Annotated in this window: 19 protein-coding genes and 2 other annotated features; of the genes, 15 read left to right on the plus strand and 4 right to left on the minus strand. The window is 39.5% G+C overall.

Going from position 1 to position 19,128, the window contains the following annotated elements; genetic code table 11:
* Positions 1–16: 16 nt before the first annotated feature.
* From thrS to LXM54_RS22315, 6 genes are all read left to right on the plus strand, one after another.
* Positions 17–1,948 carry a threonine--tRNA ligase gene (thrS, locus tag LXM54_RS22290; RefSeq protein ID WP_233317484.1) on the plus strand — a complete coding sequence of 644 codons (1,932 nt, stop codon included), beginning with the start codon at positions 17–19 and terminating at the stop codon, positions 1,946–1,948.
* A gap of 170 nt (positions 1,949–2,118) precedes the next feature.
* Positions 2,119–2,257, plus strand: a sequence feature (ribosomal protein L20 leader region).
* A gap of 151 nt (positions 2,258–2,408) precedes the next feature.
* The gene (infC, locus tag LXM54_RS22295) at positions 2,409–2,912 is read left to right on the plus strand and encodes a translation initiation factor IF-3 (RefSeq protein ID WP_233317485.1); all 504 of its coding nucleotides are present in this window, start codon (positions 2,409–2,411) and stop codon (positions 2,910–2,912) included.
* 17 nt (positions 2,913–2,929) lie between these two features.
* Positions 2,930–3,130 carry a 50S ribosomal protein L35 gene (gene rpmI / locus LXM54_RS22300; protein ID WP_101175729.1) on the plus strand — a complete coding sequence of 67 codons (201 nt, stop codon included), beginning with the start codon at positions 2,930–2,932 and terminating at the stop codon, positions 3,128–3,130.
* A 26-nt stretch (positions 3,131–3,156) separates the two neighbouring features.
* The gene (rplT, locus tag LXM54_RS22305; RefSeq protein WP_127737091.1) at positions 3,157–3,513 is read left to right on the plus strand and encodes a 50S ribosomal protein L20; all 357 of its coding nucleotides are present in this window, start codon (positions 3,157–3,159) and stop codon (positions 3,511–3,513) included.
* A gap of 78 nt (positions 3,514–3,591) precedes the next feature.
* Positions 3,592–3,867: a DUF1294 domain-containing protein gene (locus LXM54_RS22310; protein WP_233317488.1), complete on the plus strand. Its 276-nt coding sequence runs from the start codon at positions 3,592–3,594 to the stop codon at positions 3,865–3,867.
* A 63-nt stretch (positions 3,868–3,930) separates the two neighbouring features.
* Entirely contained in the window at positions 3,931–4,530 is a 600-nt protein-coding gene (locus tag LXM54_RS22315) for a TVP38/TMEM64 family protein (RefSeq protein WP_233317490.1), read from the plus strand.
* Between the two features lie 16 nt (positions 4,531–4,546).
* Here LXM54_RS22315 and LXM54_RS22320 read toward each other — a convergent pair whose 3' ends face one another.
* Positions 4,547–4,900: a sigma-w pathway protein ysdB gene (locus LXM54_RS22320; RefSeq protein WP_233317492.1), complete on the minus strand. Its 354-nt coding sequence runs from the start codon at positions 4,898–4,900 to the stop codon at positions 4,547–4,549.
* A 264-nt stretch (positions 4,901–5,164) separates the two neighbouring features.
* On the opposite strand from LXM54_RS22320, the gene LXM54_RS22325 reads away from it, so the two are divergent.
* Entirely contained in the window at positions 5,165–6,223 is a 1,059-nt protein-coding gene (locus LXM54_RS22325) for a M42 family metallopeptidase (RefSeq protein WP_233317564.1), read from the plus strand.
* A 31-nt stretch (positions 6,224–6,254) separates the two neighbouring features.
* On the opposite strand, the gene LXM54_RS22330 is transcribed toward LXM54_RS22325, so the two are convergent.
* The gene (locus tag LXM54_RS22330; RefSeq protein ID WP_233317494.1) at positions 6,255–6,794 is read right to left on the minus strand and encodes a hypothetical protein; all 540 of its coding nucleotides are present in this window, start codon (positions 6,792–6,794) and stop codon (positions 6,255–6,257) included.
* 83 nt (positions 6,795–6,877) lie between these two features.
* Here LXM54_RS22330 and LXM54_RS22335 point away from each other — a divergent pair, with 83 nt between their 5' ends.
* On the plus strand, positions 6,878–7,462 hold the full coding sequence (locus LXM54_RS22335; RefSeq protein WP_233317496.1) for a TetR/AcrR family transcriptional regulator: 585 nt from the start codon (positions 6,878–6,880) through the stop codon (positions 7,460–7,462).
* 44 nt (positions 7,463–7,506) lie between these two features.
* On the opposite strand, the gene LXM54_RS22340 is transcribed toward LXM54_RS22335, so the two are convergent.
* A complete protein-coding gene (locus tag LXM54_RS22340; protein ID WP_233317505.1) occupies positions 7,507–8,631 on the minus strand; it encodes an AI-2E family transporter in 1,125 nt (374 codons plus the stop codon).
* 243 nt (positions 8,632–8,874) lie between these two features.
* Positions 8,875–9,081, minus strand: coding sequence for a small acid-soluble spore protein SspI (sspI, locus tag LXM54_RS22345; protein ID WP_233317507.1), 207 nt, complete (start codon positions 9,079–9,081; stop codon positions 8,875–8,877).
* A gap of 134 nt (positions 9,082–9,215) precedes the next feature.
* Here sspI and LXM54_RS22350 point away from each other — a divergent pair, with 134 nt between their 5' ends.
* From LXM54_RS22350 to LXM54_RS22380, 7 genes are all read left to right on the plus strand, one after another.
* The gene (locus LXM54_RS22350; protein WP_233317510.1) at positions 9,216–9,962 is read left to right on the plus strand and encodes a TrmH family RNA methyltransferase; all 747 of its coding nucleotides are present in this window, start codon (positions 9,216–9,218) and stop codon (positions 9,960–9,962) included.
* 72 nt (positions 9,963–10,034) lie between these two features.
* Positions 10,035–10,282 (plus strand) — a binding site (T-box leader).
* Positions 10,283–10,369: 87 nt separating this feature from the next.
* Complete coding sequence (pheS, locus tag LXM54_RS22355) at positions 10,370–11,410, plus strand: phenylalanine--tRNA ligase subunit alpha (RefSeq protein ID WP_233317512.1); 1,041 nt, start codon at positions 10,370–10,372, stop codon at positions 11,408–11,410.
* Between the two features lie 18 nt (positions 11,411–11,428).
* Positions 11,429–13,843, plus strand: coding sequence for a phenylalanine--tRNA ligase subunit beta (gene pheT, locus LXM54_RS22360; RefSeq protein ID WP_233317515.1), 2,415 nt, complete (start codon positions 11,429–11,431; stop codon positions 13,841–13,843).
* A 155-nt stretch (positions 13,844–13,998) separates the two neighbouring features.
* Positions 13,999–14,259, plus strand: coding sequence for a cell division protein ZapA (zapA, locus tag LXM54_RS22365; protein WP_233317516.1), 261 nt, complete (start codon positions 13,999–14,001; stop codon positions 14,257–14,259).
* A 10-nt stretch (positions 14,260–14,269) separates the two neighbouring features.
* Complete coding sequence (locus LXM54_RS22370) at positions 14,270–14,812, plus strand: CvpA family protein (RefSeq protein ID WP_233317518.1); 543 nt, start codon at positions 14,270–14,272, stop codon at positions 14,810–14,812.
* Between the two features lie 161 nt (positions 14,813–14,973).
* Positions 14,974–16,692 carry a DNA polymerase/3'-5' exonuclease PolX gene (gene polX, locus LXM54_RS22375; RefSeq protein WP_233317521.1) on the plus strand — a complete coding sequence of 573 codons (1,719 nt, stop codon included), beginning with the start codon at positions 14,974–14,976 and terminating at the stop codon, positions 16,690–16,692.
* 79 nt (positions 16,693–16,771) lie between these two features.
* Positions 16,772–19,120, plus strand: a complete 2,349-nt coding sequence (locus LXM54_RS22380; RefSeq protein ID WP_233317530.1) for an endonuclease MutS2 — start codon at positions 16,772–16,774, stop codon at positions 19,118–19,120.
* Positions 19,121–19,128 lie beyond the last annotated feature (8 nt).

Here is a 19,128-nt window from a genome sequence, read left to right on the forward strand (position 1 = left end):
CGAAGGAGGAAATATCATGTCAGAAATGATAAAAATTACATTTCCAGATGGAGCAGTAAAGGAGTTTGCTGCAGGCACAACTACTGAAGATATCGCAGCATCCATCAGCCCTGGACTAAAGAAAAAAGCTCTTGCCGGTAAAGTTAACGGTGGATTATATGACTTAAGAAGACCAATCCTTGAGGATGCTTCTTTTGAAATCATTACAGCTGAGAGAGAAGAGGCATTGGAGATTCTTCGCCACAGTACTGCCCACTTGATGGCACAAGCTATTAAAAGGCTGCATGGTAATGTAAAGCTTGGAGTAGGTCCTGTTATTGAAGGTGGTTTTTATTATGATATCGACTTGGACAAATCACTTACACCAGAAGATTTGCCTTTAATTGAAAAGGAAATGTCTAAAATCATTAATGAGAACTTGGAGATCGTTCGTAAAGAAGTAAGCCGCGATGATGCAGTTAAGCTCTTTACAGAAATGGATGATGAGTACAAGCTGGAGCTGATTGAAGCAATTCCGGCAAATGAGACAGTTACATTGTATGAGCAAGGTGAATTTATTGACCTTTGCCGCGGTGTGCATGTGCCTTCTACAGGTAAACTGAAAGAATTCAAACTATTGAACATTGCAGGAGCTTACTGGAGAGGCAATAGTGACAATAAAATGCTTCAGCGTATTTATGGAACTGCCTTCTTCAAGAAAGCAGATCTTAATGAGCATCTTCGTCTATTGGAAGAAGCGAAGGAAAGAGATCACCGTAAAATCGGAAAAGAGCTTGATCTGTTCATGACTTCTCAAAAAGTTGGACAAGGCCTGCCATTATGGCTTCCTAAAGGTGCAACAATCAGACGAATTTTGGAAAGATACATTGTCGATAAAGAAGAAAGATTAGGCTATCAGCATGTCTATACACCAATCATGGGTAGTGTTGATCTTTATAAGACTTCCGGCCACTGGGATCATTACCAAGAGGATATGTTCCCTGTAATGGATATGGATAATGAGCAGCTAGTTCTTCGTCCGATGAACTGCCCGCATCATATGGTTGTGTACAAAAATGATATTCACAGTTACAGAGAGCTTCCTATTCGTATTGCCGAGCTTGGAACAATGCACCGCTACGAAATGTCTGGAGCCCTATCTGGACTTCAGCGTGTCCGCGGGATGACTTTGAATGATGCTCATATCTTTGTCCGTCCTGATCAAATTAAGGATGAATTCAAACGCGTTGTAAACCTTGTGCTGGATGTGTACAAAGACTTCAATCTGACAGATTATTCTTTCCGTTTGTCTTATCGTGATCCGCAGGATACAGAGAAATATTTCGACGATGATGAAATGTGGAACAAAGCACAAAGCATGTTGAAAGAAGCGATGGATGATCTTGGCTTGGATTACTACGAAGCTGAAGGAGAAGCAGCATTCTATGGACCGAAGCTTGACGTTCAGGTTAAGACTGCTCTTGGCAAAGACGAGACTTTGTCTACTGTTCAGCTTGACTTCTTATTGCCAGAGCGTTTTGATTTAACATATGTCGGCGAAGACGGCAAACAACACCGTCCTGTTGTTATCCACAGAGGTGTTGTATCGACAATGGAAAGATTCATCGCATTCTTGATTGAAGAATACAAAGGTGCATTCCCAACATGGCTTGCTCCTGTACAAGTTCAAGTGATTCCAGTATCTCCTTCTGTTCATTTTGATTATGCGAAGCAAGTGCAAGAGCAGCTTCAAAATCAAGGGTTCCGTGTGGAGCTTGATGAGCGTGATGAAAAAATTGGTTACAAAATCAGGGAAGCACAAATGCAAAAAATCCCTTATATGCTTGTTGTAGGTGACAAGGAAGTGGAAGAAAATGCAGTCAATGTTCGTAAATACGGAGAGCAGAAGTCTGAAACTATTCCTTTCGATTCCTTCCTGCAAGGTCTTTTGGACGAAGTAAAAAAATAAAAAGTACTTTCCAAAAAACGGTGATGTACCGAAAAAACAGGAAATTATGCAAAAAGTATTGCAATAACGCAAGAACTTTGATAAAATTTTTTTCGTTGTGATAATTCTTTCGTTGACTTATCCATTTCGACTGTGATATAGTTACTAAGGTAAATTGAATATAAAGTTCTGAGGAAAAGAAGAAGCACCCGCTTCTCACCTGATTGACACGGATTCCAAGTAGTTAACAGGTATTACGTAAACAATTTAGGTCTTACTATGGTTATCGTAAGTGTGGGTGATTTGAGTCGCCCACACTTTTTATTTTGGATGCAAATCCAAATTTGCGATTTCAACTGGGGAGTCAAGTGTCAATTGGTACTTAGCACAGAAAAGGACGCGAAGCTTTTCTTGATAAGGTCTTGACCCGAACGTTGTATTCGTCAATTAACCTTGGAGGTGTTTAACTATTAGCAAAGATATGATTTTAAATGAAGGTATTCGTGCTCGAGAAGTTCGTCTTATTGACCAAAACGGTGAACAGCTTGGCATTAAAACGAAATTTGAAGCTCTTGAAATTGCAACACGTGTGAATCTTGATGTAGTTCTTGTTGCTCCAAATGCCAAACCACCAGTAGCTCGTATCATGGACTACGGGAAATATAAGTTTGAACAGCAAAAGAAGGAAAAAGAAGCACGTAAAAATCAAAAAATCATTAATATCAAAGAGGTTCGCCTTAGTCCGACTATTGATGAGCATGACTTTAATACAAAGCTTCGCAATGCAATAAAGTTCCTGGAAAAGGGCGATAAAGTAAAGGCATCCATCCGTTTTAAAGGACGTGCCATTACACATAAGGAAATCGGTCAACGTGTACTAGTTCGCTTTGCGGAAGCTTGTACAGAAGTTGCCACTGTGGAATCACATCCTAAAATGGACGGCCGAAGCATGTTCATGACTTTAGCGCCTAAAAACGACAAGTAAACGAGGAGGAATACGAAATGCCAAAAATGAAAACTCACCGTGGAGCAGCAAAACGTTTCAAAAAAACCGGCTCTGGTAAATTAAAACGTTCACATGCTTACACTAGCCATTTATTCGCTAACAAATCTACAAAACAAAAACGTAAGCTTCGTAAAGGTTCTTTAGTATCTTCAGGAGATTACAAACGCATTCGTCATTTATTAGACAACATTAAGTAATTTTTTCTAAATAGGAGGGAAATAATATGCCACGTGTTAAAGGCGGTACAGTTACACGCAAACGTCGTAAAAAAGTTCTTAAATTAGCTAAAGGTTATTTCGGTTCAAAACATACATTATACAAAGTTGCTAACCAACAGGTTATGAAATCCCTAATGTATGCATACCGCGATCGTCGTCAGAAAAAACGCGACTTCCGCAAACTTTGGATTACTCGTATCAACGCAGCAGCACGCATCAACGGTCTTTCTTACAGCCGTTTAATGCACGGATTGAAAGTTGCTGGTATCGAAGTAAACCGCAAAATGCTTGCTGAGCTTGCTGTAAGCGATGAAAAAGCATTTGCTGAATTAGCAACTGTTGCTAAACAAAACATTAAATAAGCTTTTTAAGCTTAACAAAGAAGGCATGGTTCATGCCTTCTTTTTATTTATATAGATTTAAGGAAAGGGAGAGGGGCAATGACTATTAAAATCGTTTGTCTGTATTGGCTTCTTATTAATCTTTCTGGGTATCTTGTGATGAAAATAGATAAAGACAGAGCAAGAAGACATGCTTATCGTATAAGTGAACAAAACTTGTGGACAATAGCCGTTTTTTTCGGTGCATTAGGAATGACTGCGGGAATGAAGCAATTTCGCCATAAAACAAAGCATGCTGCTTTTAAAGTAGGATTGCCGCTGCTAGCTGTTGTCGAAACAATAGCTTTTATTTTTATATTAAAGGAATTAGCATAAATTTGAAGGTTTGGCTATACACTTTACTAACAGCATGATTCTCTTACAATTGAAGGTGATAGAATGGAAGACCAATTATCAATGCTATTTGTCATGGTAGAATTAGGCGGGGTGCTTGCACCTATTGCGTTTATTCTCTTCCATACGTTAAGGCAAGTGTTATTTATTCCGCCAATGCTTGTATGTATTGCTGGAGGAGTGCTTTTTGGCGTAACATTCGGTACGATTTATTCGGTCATAGGACTGACAGTGAATTGCCTGTTTTTCTTTCTTGTTATCAACAGAATGCCTAAAACACGTCAACGACTTAGCGGTTTGAAGAAAAAGTGGTTTGGAGAATATCGCAATCTAACGACTGGGCAGGTGGCCGTATTAAGGCTGATTCCTTTTATCCATTATCATTTATTGAATTTTTGTTTGCTTGAACGTACGAAGAATTTCAAGGATTATATGAAATTTTCGTTAATGACTAATATACCGCTGGCATTTTTCTATACGATTTTCGGCCAGTTCATCAGTCAGTTTTCACCGACGATGATTATTGTCATTCTGTTTGCTTTAGCTGTATTAGTGTATGTATTGAGAGAGAAAATGACTATTATAAAATGGCATGAATTTTTTAAAGATAAGAAACAAGAAAAAAAAGCTAAACACTCGTTTTAGCTTTTTGTTTTTTATTTTAGGACTTTTTCCAACTTATCTTTGCATTTGGGTAAACAGCTTTCAGTGTTTCTTCGAGAAAGTGTACATCTCCGTCAAGCAGTTTAGTGTCATATGGTTCAGCAGGCCATAATAGAATACTGCTCACCGTTTTCTGATCATTTGGATTTACATATTTTTCCCCTTCGAATAAAAAGCCGTTGTAGGTGAAAACCAAGTTCATTCTAATATTTTTTTTGTCATCAATCATATAAAACTTGTTTCTTCTCTTGGCAAATTCAAGCCTGCGTACAGGACTTGCAGCATATGAAAGGATGCGATAAACGATAAAGATGATAAGTGCCAATAACAGCAAGCGCAATAGCCACATCATATAAAAAGCCTCCAAATCTTTTGATAAAACTTTAGCTAATTCTATACGTGTGAAAACATATAAGGTTTCAATTTTATGAAAAAAAATATAAAAAAGTGCAGATTATGCTTTTAAAATAGTGGATTTCCAACATACTATTAGAGAACCCTATAGGAAGGCCAACAAATTGCTAGGAAGAATTTTAATTTATTAGTATAATAAGAATGATTTGAATGATTAATATAAGGGAGTCGAAGTAACGTGAAGCTAGATGAAACATTGACGATGCTTAAAGAGCTGACAGACGCTAAAGGTATACCGGGAAATGAAAGAGAACCACGGGAAGTAATGAAAAAATACATAACAGAATATGCAGATGAAGTGACTACTGATAATTTAGGAAGTCTTATTGCTAAAAAAACAGGCAAAGAAGGCGGACCGAAAATCATGGTAGCTGGCCACTTGGATGAAGTTGGCTTCATGATTACAAGAATTGATGATAAAGGCTTTTTATACTTTCAGACAGTAGGAGGCTGGTGGTCACAAGTAATGCTTGCACAGCGAGTAACAATCGTGACAAGCAAAGGTGATATCACTGGCGTAATCGGTTCAAAGCCGCCACATATCCTCTCTCCAGAAGCACGGAAAAAGCCTGTTGAAATCAAAGATATGTTTATTGATATCGGTGCTGCTTCTAAAGAAGAAGTGCTTGAATGGGGAGTAAAACCTGGCGATATGGTCGTACCGTATTTTGAATTCACGGTAATGAACAATGAAAAGATGCTGCTTGCTAAAGCTTGGGATAACCGCATTGGCTGTGCGATTGCCATCGATGTCTTAAAAGGCTTAAAAAATACGGAACATCCTAATACTGTATATGGTGTTGGAACAGTGCAGGAGGAAGTTGGTCTGCGCGGTGCGAGAACAGCAGCGCAAAAAATCCAGCCTGATATTGCCTTTGGTGTAGATGTGGGTATTGCGGGAGATACACCGGGAGTAACAGAAAAAGAAGCGCTGAGCAAAATGGGCAAAGGTCCGCAAATTATTCTTTATGATGCAAGCATGGTTTCTCATAAAGGCTTAAGAGATTTAGTAACAGATACAGCAGATGCTAATAATATTCCATATCAATTCGACAGTGTGCCTGGCGGCGGAACAGATTCTGGTGCTATCCATCTTACACATAATGGAGTACCGGCGTTGTCTATTACAATTGCGACACGCTATATTCATTCACATGCAGCAATGCTTCATCGTGATGATTATGAAAATGCCGTTAAGCTGATAATCGAGGTAATTAAAAAGCTGGACAGTGATACTGTGAAGGAATTGACATTTAAATAACCGTTTTTAAGAGACCAGAAATGGTCTCTTTTTATTTCGACACATCCGTACGCTGCTTCTTTGGCCAAAGGCAATAGCTGAAACTAATGAGGAAATCAATCCCAAGGACGACAGACCAGATTTGGATAAGACGAAGCAAGGTATTTGCATCTTCTTTTGGAATAAATATTGTCATCATATAAAGCAATGCAGCACCAATTGCAAAAGCCACAAGGTGGCGGAGCCAGCCAGTAATTTCTTGTTTAGCATGCGCCCGTCCATATTTTTTTACAGGCTTTTCTCCTGCAGCAAACCGGTAGCTGAAATGGGCATCCATCCACTTGATCATACTGTGTCCGAAGGCGATGGTGACGCCAAGATAAACGGCTGCCAGCCCATGGAAAACCGTTATTTCGCTGCCTTTGTTTATATCTGCAATAGTAAAGATAACTAACAGTAAATCAATAATTGGTGTTGCAAGCAGCAATGTTGCACCTACCTTGTTTTTTCCAAGAACATAACGGCTAAACAATCCTAGCAATACAAATAACCAAAAAGAAATTTCGCAAATGATAATCAGGATGCCAATCATGGAAACACTCCTTTTTAATACAACTGTATTAAATACAAATTAGCACAGTTGTATTAAAAAAGCAATAGAGTTATACTATTGGTATGCCTAAAATTGTTAATCATACTTTACAAAAAGAAAAAATCGCAAAAGCAACATGGAGTGTTATCAGAAAGGTTGGCATGGACAAAGCTTCTGTCAGAAATATTGCAGAAGAAGCAGGCCTGTCAGTCGGCGCACTCCGCTATTACTTTAAAACGCAAACAGAATTGCTTCAATTCTCGATGAATTTAGCATCTGAAAGGGTGAAGGAGAGAATCTCAGCCGTTTCGCTGACAGGAGAACCAGTCGAGGATGTTTGCATCATTTTGTACGAGCTGCTTCCGTTAAATCAAGAGAAACAAGAAGAAATGGAGGTTTATTTTGAGTTTACGAAAAAGTCGATTTCTGATCCATTGCTTGTGGAGCAGCGTAATGAAGTGTTAAAAGAAATGCAGCATGGAATAAGAAGATGTGTAGAAGGTCTTATCGTAAGCGGCAGCACGAAGCAGGAGCTTTCTGCAGAAGCGGAAGGAAGGCGTCTATTTGCCTTAATTGATGGTCTTGCTTTCCATTGCTTACTCGGTGTGATTACGAGTGAAGAAGTGAAACAAACTGTTCGTCTCCATATCGAGACATTATGCAAATGATAAACATAAAAAAAGTTTGCCCTATTTTGGGCAAACTTTTTTTGCTATTGTAAATCAATAGGCGGAGGCGGCGGGGTATTGTTTAAGATTGCCGCTTTTCGCGCTTTCAAGAATCGGTTGATATTTAAAACAATTGTTTTTGCAACAGCATATGTTGGGACCGCTAGAATCATTCCAAGTATACCTGCTAAGTTTCCTGCGACGAGAAGCAGGACAATAATAGTGGCAGGATGCGTATCGAGCCTTTTGCCTAAAATAAGCGGTGACAAGATATTTCCTTCAATTTGCTGAGCAATGGTGATGACAATAATAACGAGCAGAGCCTGAGTCGGTGAAGTGAACAATGCGATAATAACAGCAGGCGCTCCGCCGATAAGTGGTCCGACATATGGAATAATGTTAGTTACAGCAACAATCAAGGCCATGACTAAAGCATAATCCAGACCGATAATCCAGTAACCGATTAAGGCAAGTGTACCAACGAAAAGGGCAACCATAACTTGTCCTTGAATATAAGCAGCTAAAGTTTCACCAGTATCCTTTAGTATTTTTGTAGCTTCCTTGCGGTAAGAAGCAGGGAAAAACCTTGATAATGCTGCTGGGAATTTGTTCCCGTCCTTGAAGCTGTAAAACAGCAAAAATGGGACGGTGACAATCGTTACTGTAATATTTGTCATTGTGCTGATGATGGTGCTTATGCTGTTTGTAATGCTGCTTGGAATTGTCTGAGCAAAATCATTGAGCTTGGCTGTGATGTCGCTCATTGTCACATATTCCTGGTTAAGCAGCCATTTATACTGTTTCGTATCATTCAAGTCATTGAAGAACCTAATGGCTTGATCTGCATAGTTCGGTATATTGCTAAATAGTTCTGTAATCTGCTTGCTGATCATCGGAATAACGCTGCCGATTGCTAAAATAATTAAACCTATTACTACTACATAAATAATAATAATAGCTAATGTTTTCGGTACCTTATATTTTTGCAAGAAGTTGACAATCGGATTCAACAGGAAGTACAAAAATCCTGTGATAATAATAGGAAAAAACAAAGTAGAAAACAGTACAGCTACAGGCTGAAATAAAAAAGATATTTTTGTGCAAACATAAATGATTGCGACAATTATTAATACTTGCAAAAGCCAATAATGAAACTTCTTCTTCGTCAAGATAACTTCACCTTTTTTCTTTATTAGTTACATTACTTTATGTATATGTGCACAAAAAACCAATAGAAACGTATAGTACACGTAGTATAGCATATAAATCTATCTGAATTATACCCTGCTATACAAAGTTTATAACATTGCAGTTATGCTTTATGGATATACGATTGACGATAAAAGAAGTTTCACTATTAATAAAAATTTTTGGGCAAAAAAAAGGAGGAATTAGCATCCCCCCATTTTTCTTTATTTCAATCCTGATTCTAAAGATTGCAGCATCTCTGTCTTTTCATCCTCAGAAGAATTTTTCCAGATTACTTCGAATAAGACCCCGAGACCAGGAAGCATTTTCTCTTCGCCATTTTGGATAGCATCTACAATCGTCGCCTTCAGCTCGTCTTGTGTATTGCCAGAGACATTATGGATAATCGCATTACGTAAATTTAAATTCATGGATAACACTCCTTTTTCCTAATATGACAAACCCATACTATATCATTACTCATTTAACGTTTATTATGTATATTCTTTACGCTATAATAATAAAAAATGAAAGAATGGTTAGCTTAAGTGAGGAGACGTACAATTTGAAACATATATTATCTGCCAAAAACCCTCAAATAAAAGAGTGGAAAAAATGCCTGACAAAAAAAGAAAGGGACAAAACAGGCACCTTTCTTGTAGAAGGCTTTCATTTAGTAGAGGAAGCGCTAAAAGCAAATGCAATTAAGCACTTGATTATTTCTGAGGAAATAGAAATGCCAAAATGGGATTACGGTGATGTTCCTGTAACCATTGTAACGAAGGAAATTATTCTGCAATTAACAGATACTGAGACCCCGCAAGGAATTGTGGCTTTATGCACCCAGTATGCTGATGAACAAGTGCTTTCCACAGGAAAATCCTTTATTGCTCTTGATGAGATTCAGGATCCAGGTAACCTTGGAACAATCATCCGCACAGCCGATGCTGCCGGAATTGATGCCGTAATTGTCGGCGACGGCACTGTTGACATATATAATCCGAAAGTTGTTCGCTCAGCGCAAGGCAGTCATTTTCATCTGCCTATTATTAAGCAGAACTTGCCGCAATTTATTGCAGAATTAAAGGAAAAAGAAATACCTGTTTATGGTACAAGCTTGGAAAACGGCGTCAATTATCGAGAAGTAACACCTGAATCCTCCTATTGTTTAATTGTCGGCAATGAAGGAAACGGAGTAAGCAAAGAAGTGCTTGCTGCAACGGATAAAAATCTGTATATTCCGATACACGGGAAAAGTGAATCCTTAAATGTAGCAGTTGCTGCAGGCATTTTAATCTATCATTTCGCCTAATCTGCAAGCTTACAGCAAAATGGATTTGAAATGAACATGAAAATATACTATAATAATGGCAAATTGCATGATGAATAAACGTTGATGGAGAAAAGTAATTTACAGCCCTGCTGATTTAGGGAGAAAATGCCTTGACTGAAAGCATTTTTATCTGGCAGCTTAAATGAAGTTCACCTCCTGAGTTGGCATCGGGACCAGTTTCATTAATGAAATTGTAAAGATGTTCCGGCATTTATGCCGTTATCCAAATGAAGTGAACTTGAATGCTTAATTCAGGTTAATTAGGGTGGTACCGCGAATATATAAACCTCGTCCCTTTGTTGGGATGGGGTTTTTTTATGTTTCAAGCAGCAGTAGTTTTACGAAAGCTTGTACGATTCATGCAAAATTAAAAGGAGGAAACGAGATTGGAAGCGAAATTGAAGGAACTGCAAGCAGAAGCTTTAACAGCAATAGCAGCCAGTGAAAACGTAAAAGAGTTAAATGACATAAGAGTTGCATACTTAGGCAAAAAAGGCCCAATTACAGAAGTGTTGAAGGGAATGGGCAAATTATCGGCAGAGGAACGCCCGAAAATGGGAGCTTTAGTTAATGTCATCCGCGATGAAATTACAAGCCATATTGAAGAAAAACAAAAGACGCTGGAAGAAGCAGAAGTGCAAAAGAAAATTGCAGCAGAAACAATTGACGTTACTTTGCCAGGCCGCCCAGTTGCGGTTGGAAATCATCATTCCTTGACGAGAGTGATTGAGGAAGTGGAGGATCTGTTTATCGGAATGGGCTATACAGTCGAGGAAGGTCCAGAAGTGGAAGTCGACTATTATAATTTCGAGGCTTTGAACTTGCCGAAAAACCACCCAGCAAGAGACATGCAGGATTCTTTCTACATTACAGAGGAACTGCTTCTTAGAACACATACTTCACCAGTGCAAGCTCGTACGATGGAGAAGCATAAGGGCGTAGGTCCTGTTAAAATTATCTGTCCTGGTAAAGTGTATCGCCGTGACAATGATGATGCTACGCATTCCCACCAATTCATGCAAATTGAAGGGCTTGTCATTGATGAAAATATCCGCATGAGCGATCTTAAAGGTACACTTGAAGTGTTCGCGAAGAAAATGTTTGGCAATGACAGAGAAATCCGTCTTCGTCCAAGTTTCTTCCCATTCACAGAGCCTTCTGTAGAAGTTGATATTTCTTGCAGTATCTGTAAAGGAAAAGGCTGCAGTGTATGTAAAGGCACAGGCTGGATTGAAGTGCTTGGAGCAGGTATGGTTCATCCAAATGTGCTGGAAATGGCAGGATTTGATTCGAAGAAATATTCTGGTTTTGCCTTTGGAATTGGTGCAGAACGTATTGCGATGCTGAAGTACGGAATTGACGATATCCGCCATTTCTATACAAATGATATCCGTTTCTTAAAACAGTTTACAGTGCCAGAATATTGAGTTGGAGGAGAATAGCAAATGTTAGTTTCTTATAAATGGTTGCAAGAATATGTAGATTTAAATGATATAACACCTGAGGAGTTAGCTGATCGCATCACGAGAAGCGGTATTGAGGTAGAAGGTGTGGAAGTGCTAAATGAAGGCATGAAAAATGTCGTTATCGGTCATGTGTTAGAGCGTGAACAGCACCCAAATGCAGATAAACTGAACAAATGTCTAGTAGATGTAGGCGACGGCGAACCAGTTCAAATCATTTGTGGAGCACCAAATGTTGATGCTGGCCAAAAAGTAGCTGTCGCTAAGGTTGGAGCAGTTCTTCCAGGGAACTTCAAAATTAAAAAAGCGAAGCTGCGCGGTGAGGAATCAAATGGAATGATTTGTTCCCTGCAGGAGCTTGGCATTGAAGCAAAAGTTGTTGCAAAAGATTATTCAGAAGGCATTTTCGTGTTCCCAGGTGATGTGGAAGTAGGCAGAGATGCACTTGAGTATTTACAAAGAGATGATGCAGTCCTTGAGCTTGGCCTGACTCCAAACAGATCAGATTGCTTAAGCATGTTAGGAGTTGCTTATGAAGTTGCAGCTGTTTTAGGCAAGGACGTAAAGCTTCCTTCTGTTGACTATCCAAAAACAGCAGAAAGCGCTGCGGATTATGTAAGCGTAAAAGTGGAAAACAGTGAGGATGTACCACTATACACAGCAAAAATTATTAAAAACGTTAAAGTCGCTCCATCACCATTATGGATGCAAGGAAGACTAATGGCTGCTGGTATCCGTCCACATAACAATGTTGTCGATATCACAAACTATATTCTGTTAGAATACGGTCAGCCTCTGCATGCATTTGACTATGATCGTTTTGGTTCAAAAGAAATTCTTGTAAGAAGAGCAAAAGCTGGAGAAACAATCGTAACTTTGGATGATGCAAAAAGAACGCTGACAGAAGACAATTTGCTAATTACAAACGGTGAAACTGGAGTTGCTGTAGCTGGTGTAATGGGCGGTGCAAATTCAGAGGTTCAAAGCGATACAACAACAGTCCTTTTGGAATCTGCTTATTTCGAAGCTGGAGTTATCCGTAAATCCTCTAAAACACTAGGCTTAAGAAGTGAAGCGAGCGCAAGATATGAAAAAGGAATCGATCCTAATCGTGTTCGTCAAGCTGCTGAAAGAGCGGCGCAATTGCTTCAAATTTATGCAGGCGGAGACGTTTTGGAAGGTGAAGTGGCAGCAGAAAACCTAAAAGCTGAGCCGAAAATTGTTTCGATTACTTTAGAGAAATTGAACAATGTATTAGGGACTTCTTTAACAGAAGGCGAAGTGACAGATATTTTCAAAAGGCTTCAATTTGAAACTTCTGTTGAAAACGGCAGCTTCACAGTAACAGTGCCGACTAGAAGAAATGATATTTCTATTCCAGAAGATTTAACAGAAGAAGTAGCAAGACTTTTCGGTTATGATCATATTCCAACAACCTTGCCTATCGGTGCAGCTATCCCAGGCGCGTTGTCAGAATATCAGAAAAAGCGTCGCGCTGTCCGCAAATATTTAGAAGGTGCAGGATTATATCAAGCCATCACTTATGCATTAACAAGTGAAAAGAAAGTTCAGCAATTTGCACTAGAGAAAAGAAATCCAGTCCGCCTGGCAATGCCAATGAGTGAAGAAAGAGCATTGCTGAGACAAAGCATCGTTCCACAGCTGTTAGAGGTAGTAAAATATAATGCTGCCCGCCAAAATGACAGCCTGTCTGTTTATGAAACAGGCGTTGTATTCTTGGAGACAGCACAAAATGAGCTTCCGGAAGAAAAAGAGCATGTTGCAGGTGCTATTACAGGATCATGGGTTTCTCATATCTGGCAAGGTGAGAAAAAACCGGTTGATTTCTTCGTCTTAAAGGGAGTGCTTGAAGGGCTGTTCCAGAAGCTTGGCGTTTCTGAAGAAATCGAGTTTACGCGCGGAACAATGGATGGCATGCATCCTGGAAGAACAGCAGATATTTTGTTCAAAGGTGAATCAATCGGGTTTGCTGGCCAGGTGCATCCACAAGTTCAAAATGAGCTTGATTTGAAAGAAACATATGTCTTTGAATTAGATTTAAGCAAGCTGCTTGCTGCTGAAGTTACAGACTTGCAATACACGACAATTCCAAGATTCCCTAGCGTAACAAGAGATATTGCTCTTGTTGTTGATACCACAATTTCAGCTGGCGAAATCCAAAAAATTATCGTTGAAGCAGGCGGTTCCTTACTGAAAGAAGTACAGGTGTTTGACCTGTATGAAGGAGACAAAATGGAAGAAGGCAAAAAATCCATTGCTTACTCTCTAAAATATTTCGATCCAGAACAAACATTGACAGATGACATGATTACAAAGTCGCATGACAAAGTTTTAGAAGCTGTTAAAGAGAAAGCAGGAGCTGTGTTAAGAGGATAATATAGATGGAAGCTGGCCGGTATGGCCAGCTTTTTTTGCGAGGAGAGCGGGAGAAGCTGTAAAACTTGCTGTATTTACCATGCAATGACTTCCCACTTAAAGTCACTTCATGGTATGATATAGATTAGGATTCTTAAAGGATTGGAGGCAAGATAGTGTCAGATGCACAAAAAAACCGTACGAATGTGAAAATATATGGAACGGAATATGTAATACTCGGCCAAGAATCTTCCAGTCATGTTCGATTGGTTGCCTCTATCGTGGACAAGAAAATGCGCGAGATTTACGGGAAGAATCCATCCCTTGATACAAATAAATTAGCAGTGCTGACAGCTGTTAATATTGTAAATGACTATATTAAGCTAATAGATCGCGTGGAAGAATTGGAAAATGAATTAAATAGAGAAAAGGACTGAAAAAAAGTTCATGTTGGATTTAATCGTCATCATTCTGCTCGTTTTTGGTCTCTTGAGAGGGCTGAAACGGGGCTTTATCCTGCAGATCATTCATTTGACAGGATTTATCGTGGCATTTATTGTTGCAAATAAATATTATATACCGCTCTCAACTAAATTAAACTTATGGATACCTTATACAAATACAAGTGAGAACAGTTTCGTTCAAGGACTTTTTGGCAGCACAAACTTGGAAGAGGTATTTTACCGTGCAGTCGCTTTTGCAGTGATTTTCTTTGCTGTGAAAATAATCTGGCAAATCATCGGCAGCATGGTCGATTTTGTCGCAAGCCTTCCTGTCTTGAAGCAGCTTAACACTTGGGCCGGAGCAATTTTAGGCTTTGTAGAAACCTATTTGGTGCTGTTTATCCTGCTTTATATTGCAGCATTGCTTCCTGCTGAGTTCATTCAGACACATCTGAATAATTCGGTTGTAGCAGCAGGTATTATCGAAAACACTCCATACTTTTCGGAAAAGATCAAGGAAATTTGGTTTGAATACGTAGCCTCCTAAAGGCAATAGGAACTCTTCCGGCTATGAGGCTGGAGGGGTTTCTTTTTGCTTAAATAGTAGCAACTTGTTATAGAAAAATAGCAGAACATGTTATGATATTATTGTTTGACAGAATTAAGGGAAACATACTAATCAATGACAGGATTATGTAGGTGATAACAATGACAACAAAAAAAGAAGTAGTACGCCAATTAGAACAAATTGCAATATATATGGAATTAAAAGGGGAAAACTCCTTTAAAATATCCGCATTTCGCAAAGCAGCACAAGCGTTGGAAACAACAGAACAAACATTAGACGAAATAGAAGATTTCACAGCGTTTCCTGGCATCGGAAAGGGCACTGCTGCTGTCATAGAGGACTTTATCCATACAGGAGAATCCTCTGTATTGAAGGAACTAAAGGAAGAAGTGCCTAAAGGGTTAATACCATTGCTTCAGCTGCCAGGTCTTGGAGGCAAAAAGATTGCTAAACTCTACAAAGAACTCGGCATTGAAAATGCAGAGGACTTGAAGCTTGCGTGTCAGGAAAAGAAAGTCCAATCCTTGAGCGGCTTTGGCAAAAAAACAGAAGATAAAATACTGGAGGCGCTTGACAGCTTTGGTTCAAGGCCAGATAGACTTCCGCTTGCTTATATGCTTCGAGTGGCTTTTTCCATTGAAGGTGAGTTAGAAAAAATAGAAGCGATTGAAAGGTTTTCCCGTGCAGGTAGCATTAGAAGAATGCGGGAGACGATTAAAGATTTGGACTTTATTATTGCCACCAATTCACCAGCAGACGTAAAAGACAAATTGCTGACCCTACCAGGCATAAAGGAAGTCATTGGTGCTGGCAATACGAAGGTAAGTGTTGTGCTTGAATTGGAATTTGATGTTTCCATTGATTTCCGCCTCGTTAAGCCGGAGGAATTTGCAACAACCTTACATCATTTCACAGGTAGCAAGGATCACAATGTGAGAATGAGGCAGCTTGCAAAGGAACGAGGCAAAAAAATAAGCGAATATGGTGTGGAAGACACTGAAACAGGGGAAGTAGAAACATTTTCGACTGAAGAGGAATTCTACCATTATTTCGGCTTGCCGTTCATTCCTCCTGAAATGAGAGAAGATGGCAAGGAAGTCGAAGATTTCAAAGAAGAATTGGATATCATCTCTCTTGAAGATATTAAAGGTGATTTGCATATGCATACAACCTGGAGTGATGGTGCGTTTTCTATCGAAGAAATGATCGAAGCAAACAGACAGCGCGGCTACAAATATATGGCAATTACAGATCACTCCCGCTATTTAAAGGTGGCGAACGGTTTAACACCGGAACGTTTGCAAGAACAGCTTCAGATTATTAAAGCGCTTAATGAAAAGTACGATGATATTACCATTTTAGCTGGTGTTGAAATGGATATTTTACCGGACGGAACACTTGATTATGATGACGAGCTTCTTGAGCAAATGGACATCGTTATCGCATCCATCCACTCTTCCTTCTCTCAGCCTAAGCATAAGATTATGGAAAGACTCGAGAATGCACTGCGCAATAAGCATGTCGATATCATTGCCCATCCGACAGGAAGAAAAATCGGAATCAGAGACGGCTATGAAGTGGATATGGACGATTTAATCAGGCTTGCCAAAGAAACAAATACAGTACTTGAGCTGAACAGCAATCCAAACCGTCTAGATTTGAATGCAGAAAATATTAAGAAAGCGCAGGATGCTGGTGTTCATCTTGTCATCAATACAGATGCTCATCACACGAAGGAGCTTGCTTATATGGGCATCGGTGTGTCTACAGCGAAAAAAGGCTGGATAAATAAAAATACAGTAATTAATACGTGGGATACGGAAAAACTGTTGGATTTTCTAAAGAATCGTCATAAGTAATAAAAGCTAAAAAATTTTTTCTATAATACTAGGAAAGAAAAATTTACGTTTGCATTAAAAAGATAAAGGAGATAACTCCATGCAAGAAAGAGTATTGAAGACATTAGAATTCGACAAGATTAAAAGCCAGCTGCTAGAGCATGTTTCTTCTCCATTAGGAATGATAAAGGCTTCTGAGCTGATGCCTTCCACAAGCTATGAAGAAGTGGTTCAATGGCAGGAGGAAACAGATGAAGCGGCAAAAGTTTTCCGAATGAGGGGAAACATTCCGTTAAGCGGAATACATGATATCCGCCCGCATGTGAAGCGTTCATCCATCGGCGGGATGTTAAGTCCCGTTGAATTGAACCAAGTAGCAAGTACAGTCCATGTGAGCAGACAAATAAAAAGATTCACAGAGGAATTCCATCAAGAAGATCCAATCCCTATTTTACAGGAACTGGTTGACGGCATTGTTGTGCTCGCTGAAGTGGAAGAAGAAATTAAAATGGCCATTGATGAACAAGGGACAGTTATGGATAGTGCGAGTGAAGCATTGCGCGCTCTTCGCAACCAATTAAGAAGAAATGAATCGAAGGTGCGGGAAAAACTAGAAAGCATGATTCGTTCCGCTAATGCAGCAAAGATGCTGTCAGATACAATCATCACAATCCGGAATGACCGTTATGTTATCCCTGTTAAACAAGAATACAGAGGACATTATGGTGGAATCATCCATGACCAAAGTGCTTCAGGTCAAACATTATTTATTGAGCCTCAATCGGTTGTAACATTAAATAATGAGCTGCAAGGCATACGCGTAAAAGAGCAGCAGGAAATAGACCGAATTCTAGCACAGCTGACTGTTCTTGTGGCAGAGCATAGAGAAGAGCTGCTGGAAATTGTGGAGATATTAAAGGAAATTGACTTTATGTTTGCTAAGGCGAAATATGGTCATCGCATTAAAGGAACAAAACCAATCATAAATAATGAAAGAAAAATAAACTTGTTCAAGGCAAGACATCCCTTGATTCCAATTGACGAGGTTGTAGCTAATGATGTCGCATTAGGAGATGCTTATTCTTCTATTGTTATAACAGGACCGAATACAGGCGGTAAAACAGTAACATTAAAAACAGTAGGCTTATGCACATTAATGGCTCAATCCGGTTTGCAAATTCCTGCTCTTGATGAATCAGAAATGGGTGTGTTTGAGGCTGTATATGCAGATATTGGCGATGAGCAGTCTATTGAACAATCATTAAGTACATTCTCTTCTCATATGGTCAATATTGTAAGCATATTGAAGGAAGTTAACAGCAGCAGCCTTGTCCTGTTTGATGAGCTTGGTGCCGGAACAGATCCTCAAGAAGGGGCAGCACTTGCCATTTCTATTTTGGATGAAGTAAACAAAAGAGGAGCAAGAGTAATTGCCACAACCCATTATCCTGAGTTGAAAGCATACGGGTATAATCGAGAAGGTGTAGTTAATGCCAGTGTAGAGTTTGATGTTGAGACATTAAGTCCTACCTATAAACTGCTGATTGGTGTTCCTGGACGGAGCAATGCGTTCGAGATTTCCAAACGACTCGGATTAAATGAGGATGTTATTGAAACAGCGAGATCTCATGTGAGTGCAGAAACGAACAAAATTGAAAATATGATTGCTTCCCTGGAAGAAAGCCGCAGAGCTGCAGAATCCGAGCATAAGGAAGCTGCTGATTTGCTGAAGCAGGCGGAAATGCTGCATCGTGACCTGCAAAAGCAAGTAATGGAATATTACGAGAAAAAAGAGGCGCTTGAAGAAAAGGCTAAAAAGAAAGCCGCAGATATCGTTGAAAATGCGAAACAAGAAGCGGAAACAGTCATTTCAGATTTACGGAAAATGCAGCTGGAGAAACGGGCGGAAATTAAAGAGCATGAATTAATTGATGCAAGAAAACGCCTTGAGGATGCTGCTCCAAAATCAGCGATTAAGCGAAAAGAAGCAGTGAAAACAAATCATGAGTTCCAGCCGGGGGATGAAGTAAAAGTACTGACATTTGACCAGAAGGGCCAGCTGATTGAAAGGGTCTCTAATAAAGAGTGGCAAGTTCAAATCGGCATTATGAAGATGAAAGTGAAAGAGCGTGATATGGAGTTCATTAAAGCGCCTAAAGTGGTGGAAACAAAACCACTTGCAACAATCAGGGGCAAAGATTTCCATGTAAGTCTTGAACTAGATCTTCGAGGGGAAAGGTATGAAAATGCCTTGGCGCGTGTTGAGAAATATATTGATGACAGTCTGTTAGCAGGCTATCCAAGAGTATCCATCATTCATGGCAAAGGAACTGGAGCACTACGAACAGGTGTGCAAGAATACTTGAAAAACCATCGTTCCGTCAAAAGTATTCGCTTCGGTGAGGCTGGGGAAGGCGGCAGCGGCGTTACCGTTGTAGAACTGAAATAATAGAAACA

The sequence above is a fragment of the Bacillus sp. Au-Bac7 genome (assembly GCF_021341655.1).
GTDB lineage: Bacteria > Bacillota > Bacilli > Bacillales > Cytobacillaceae > Niallia.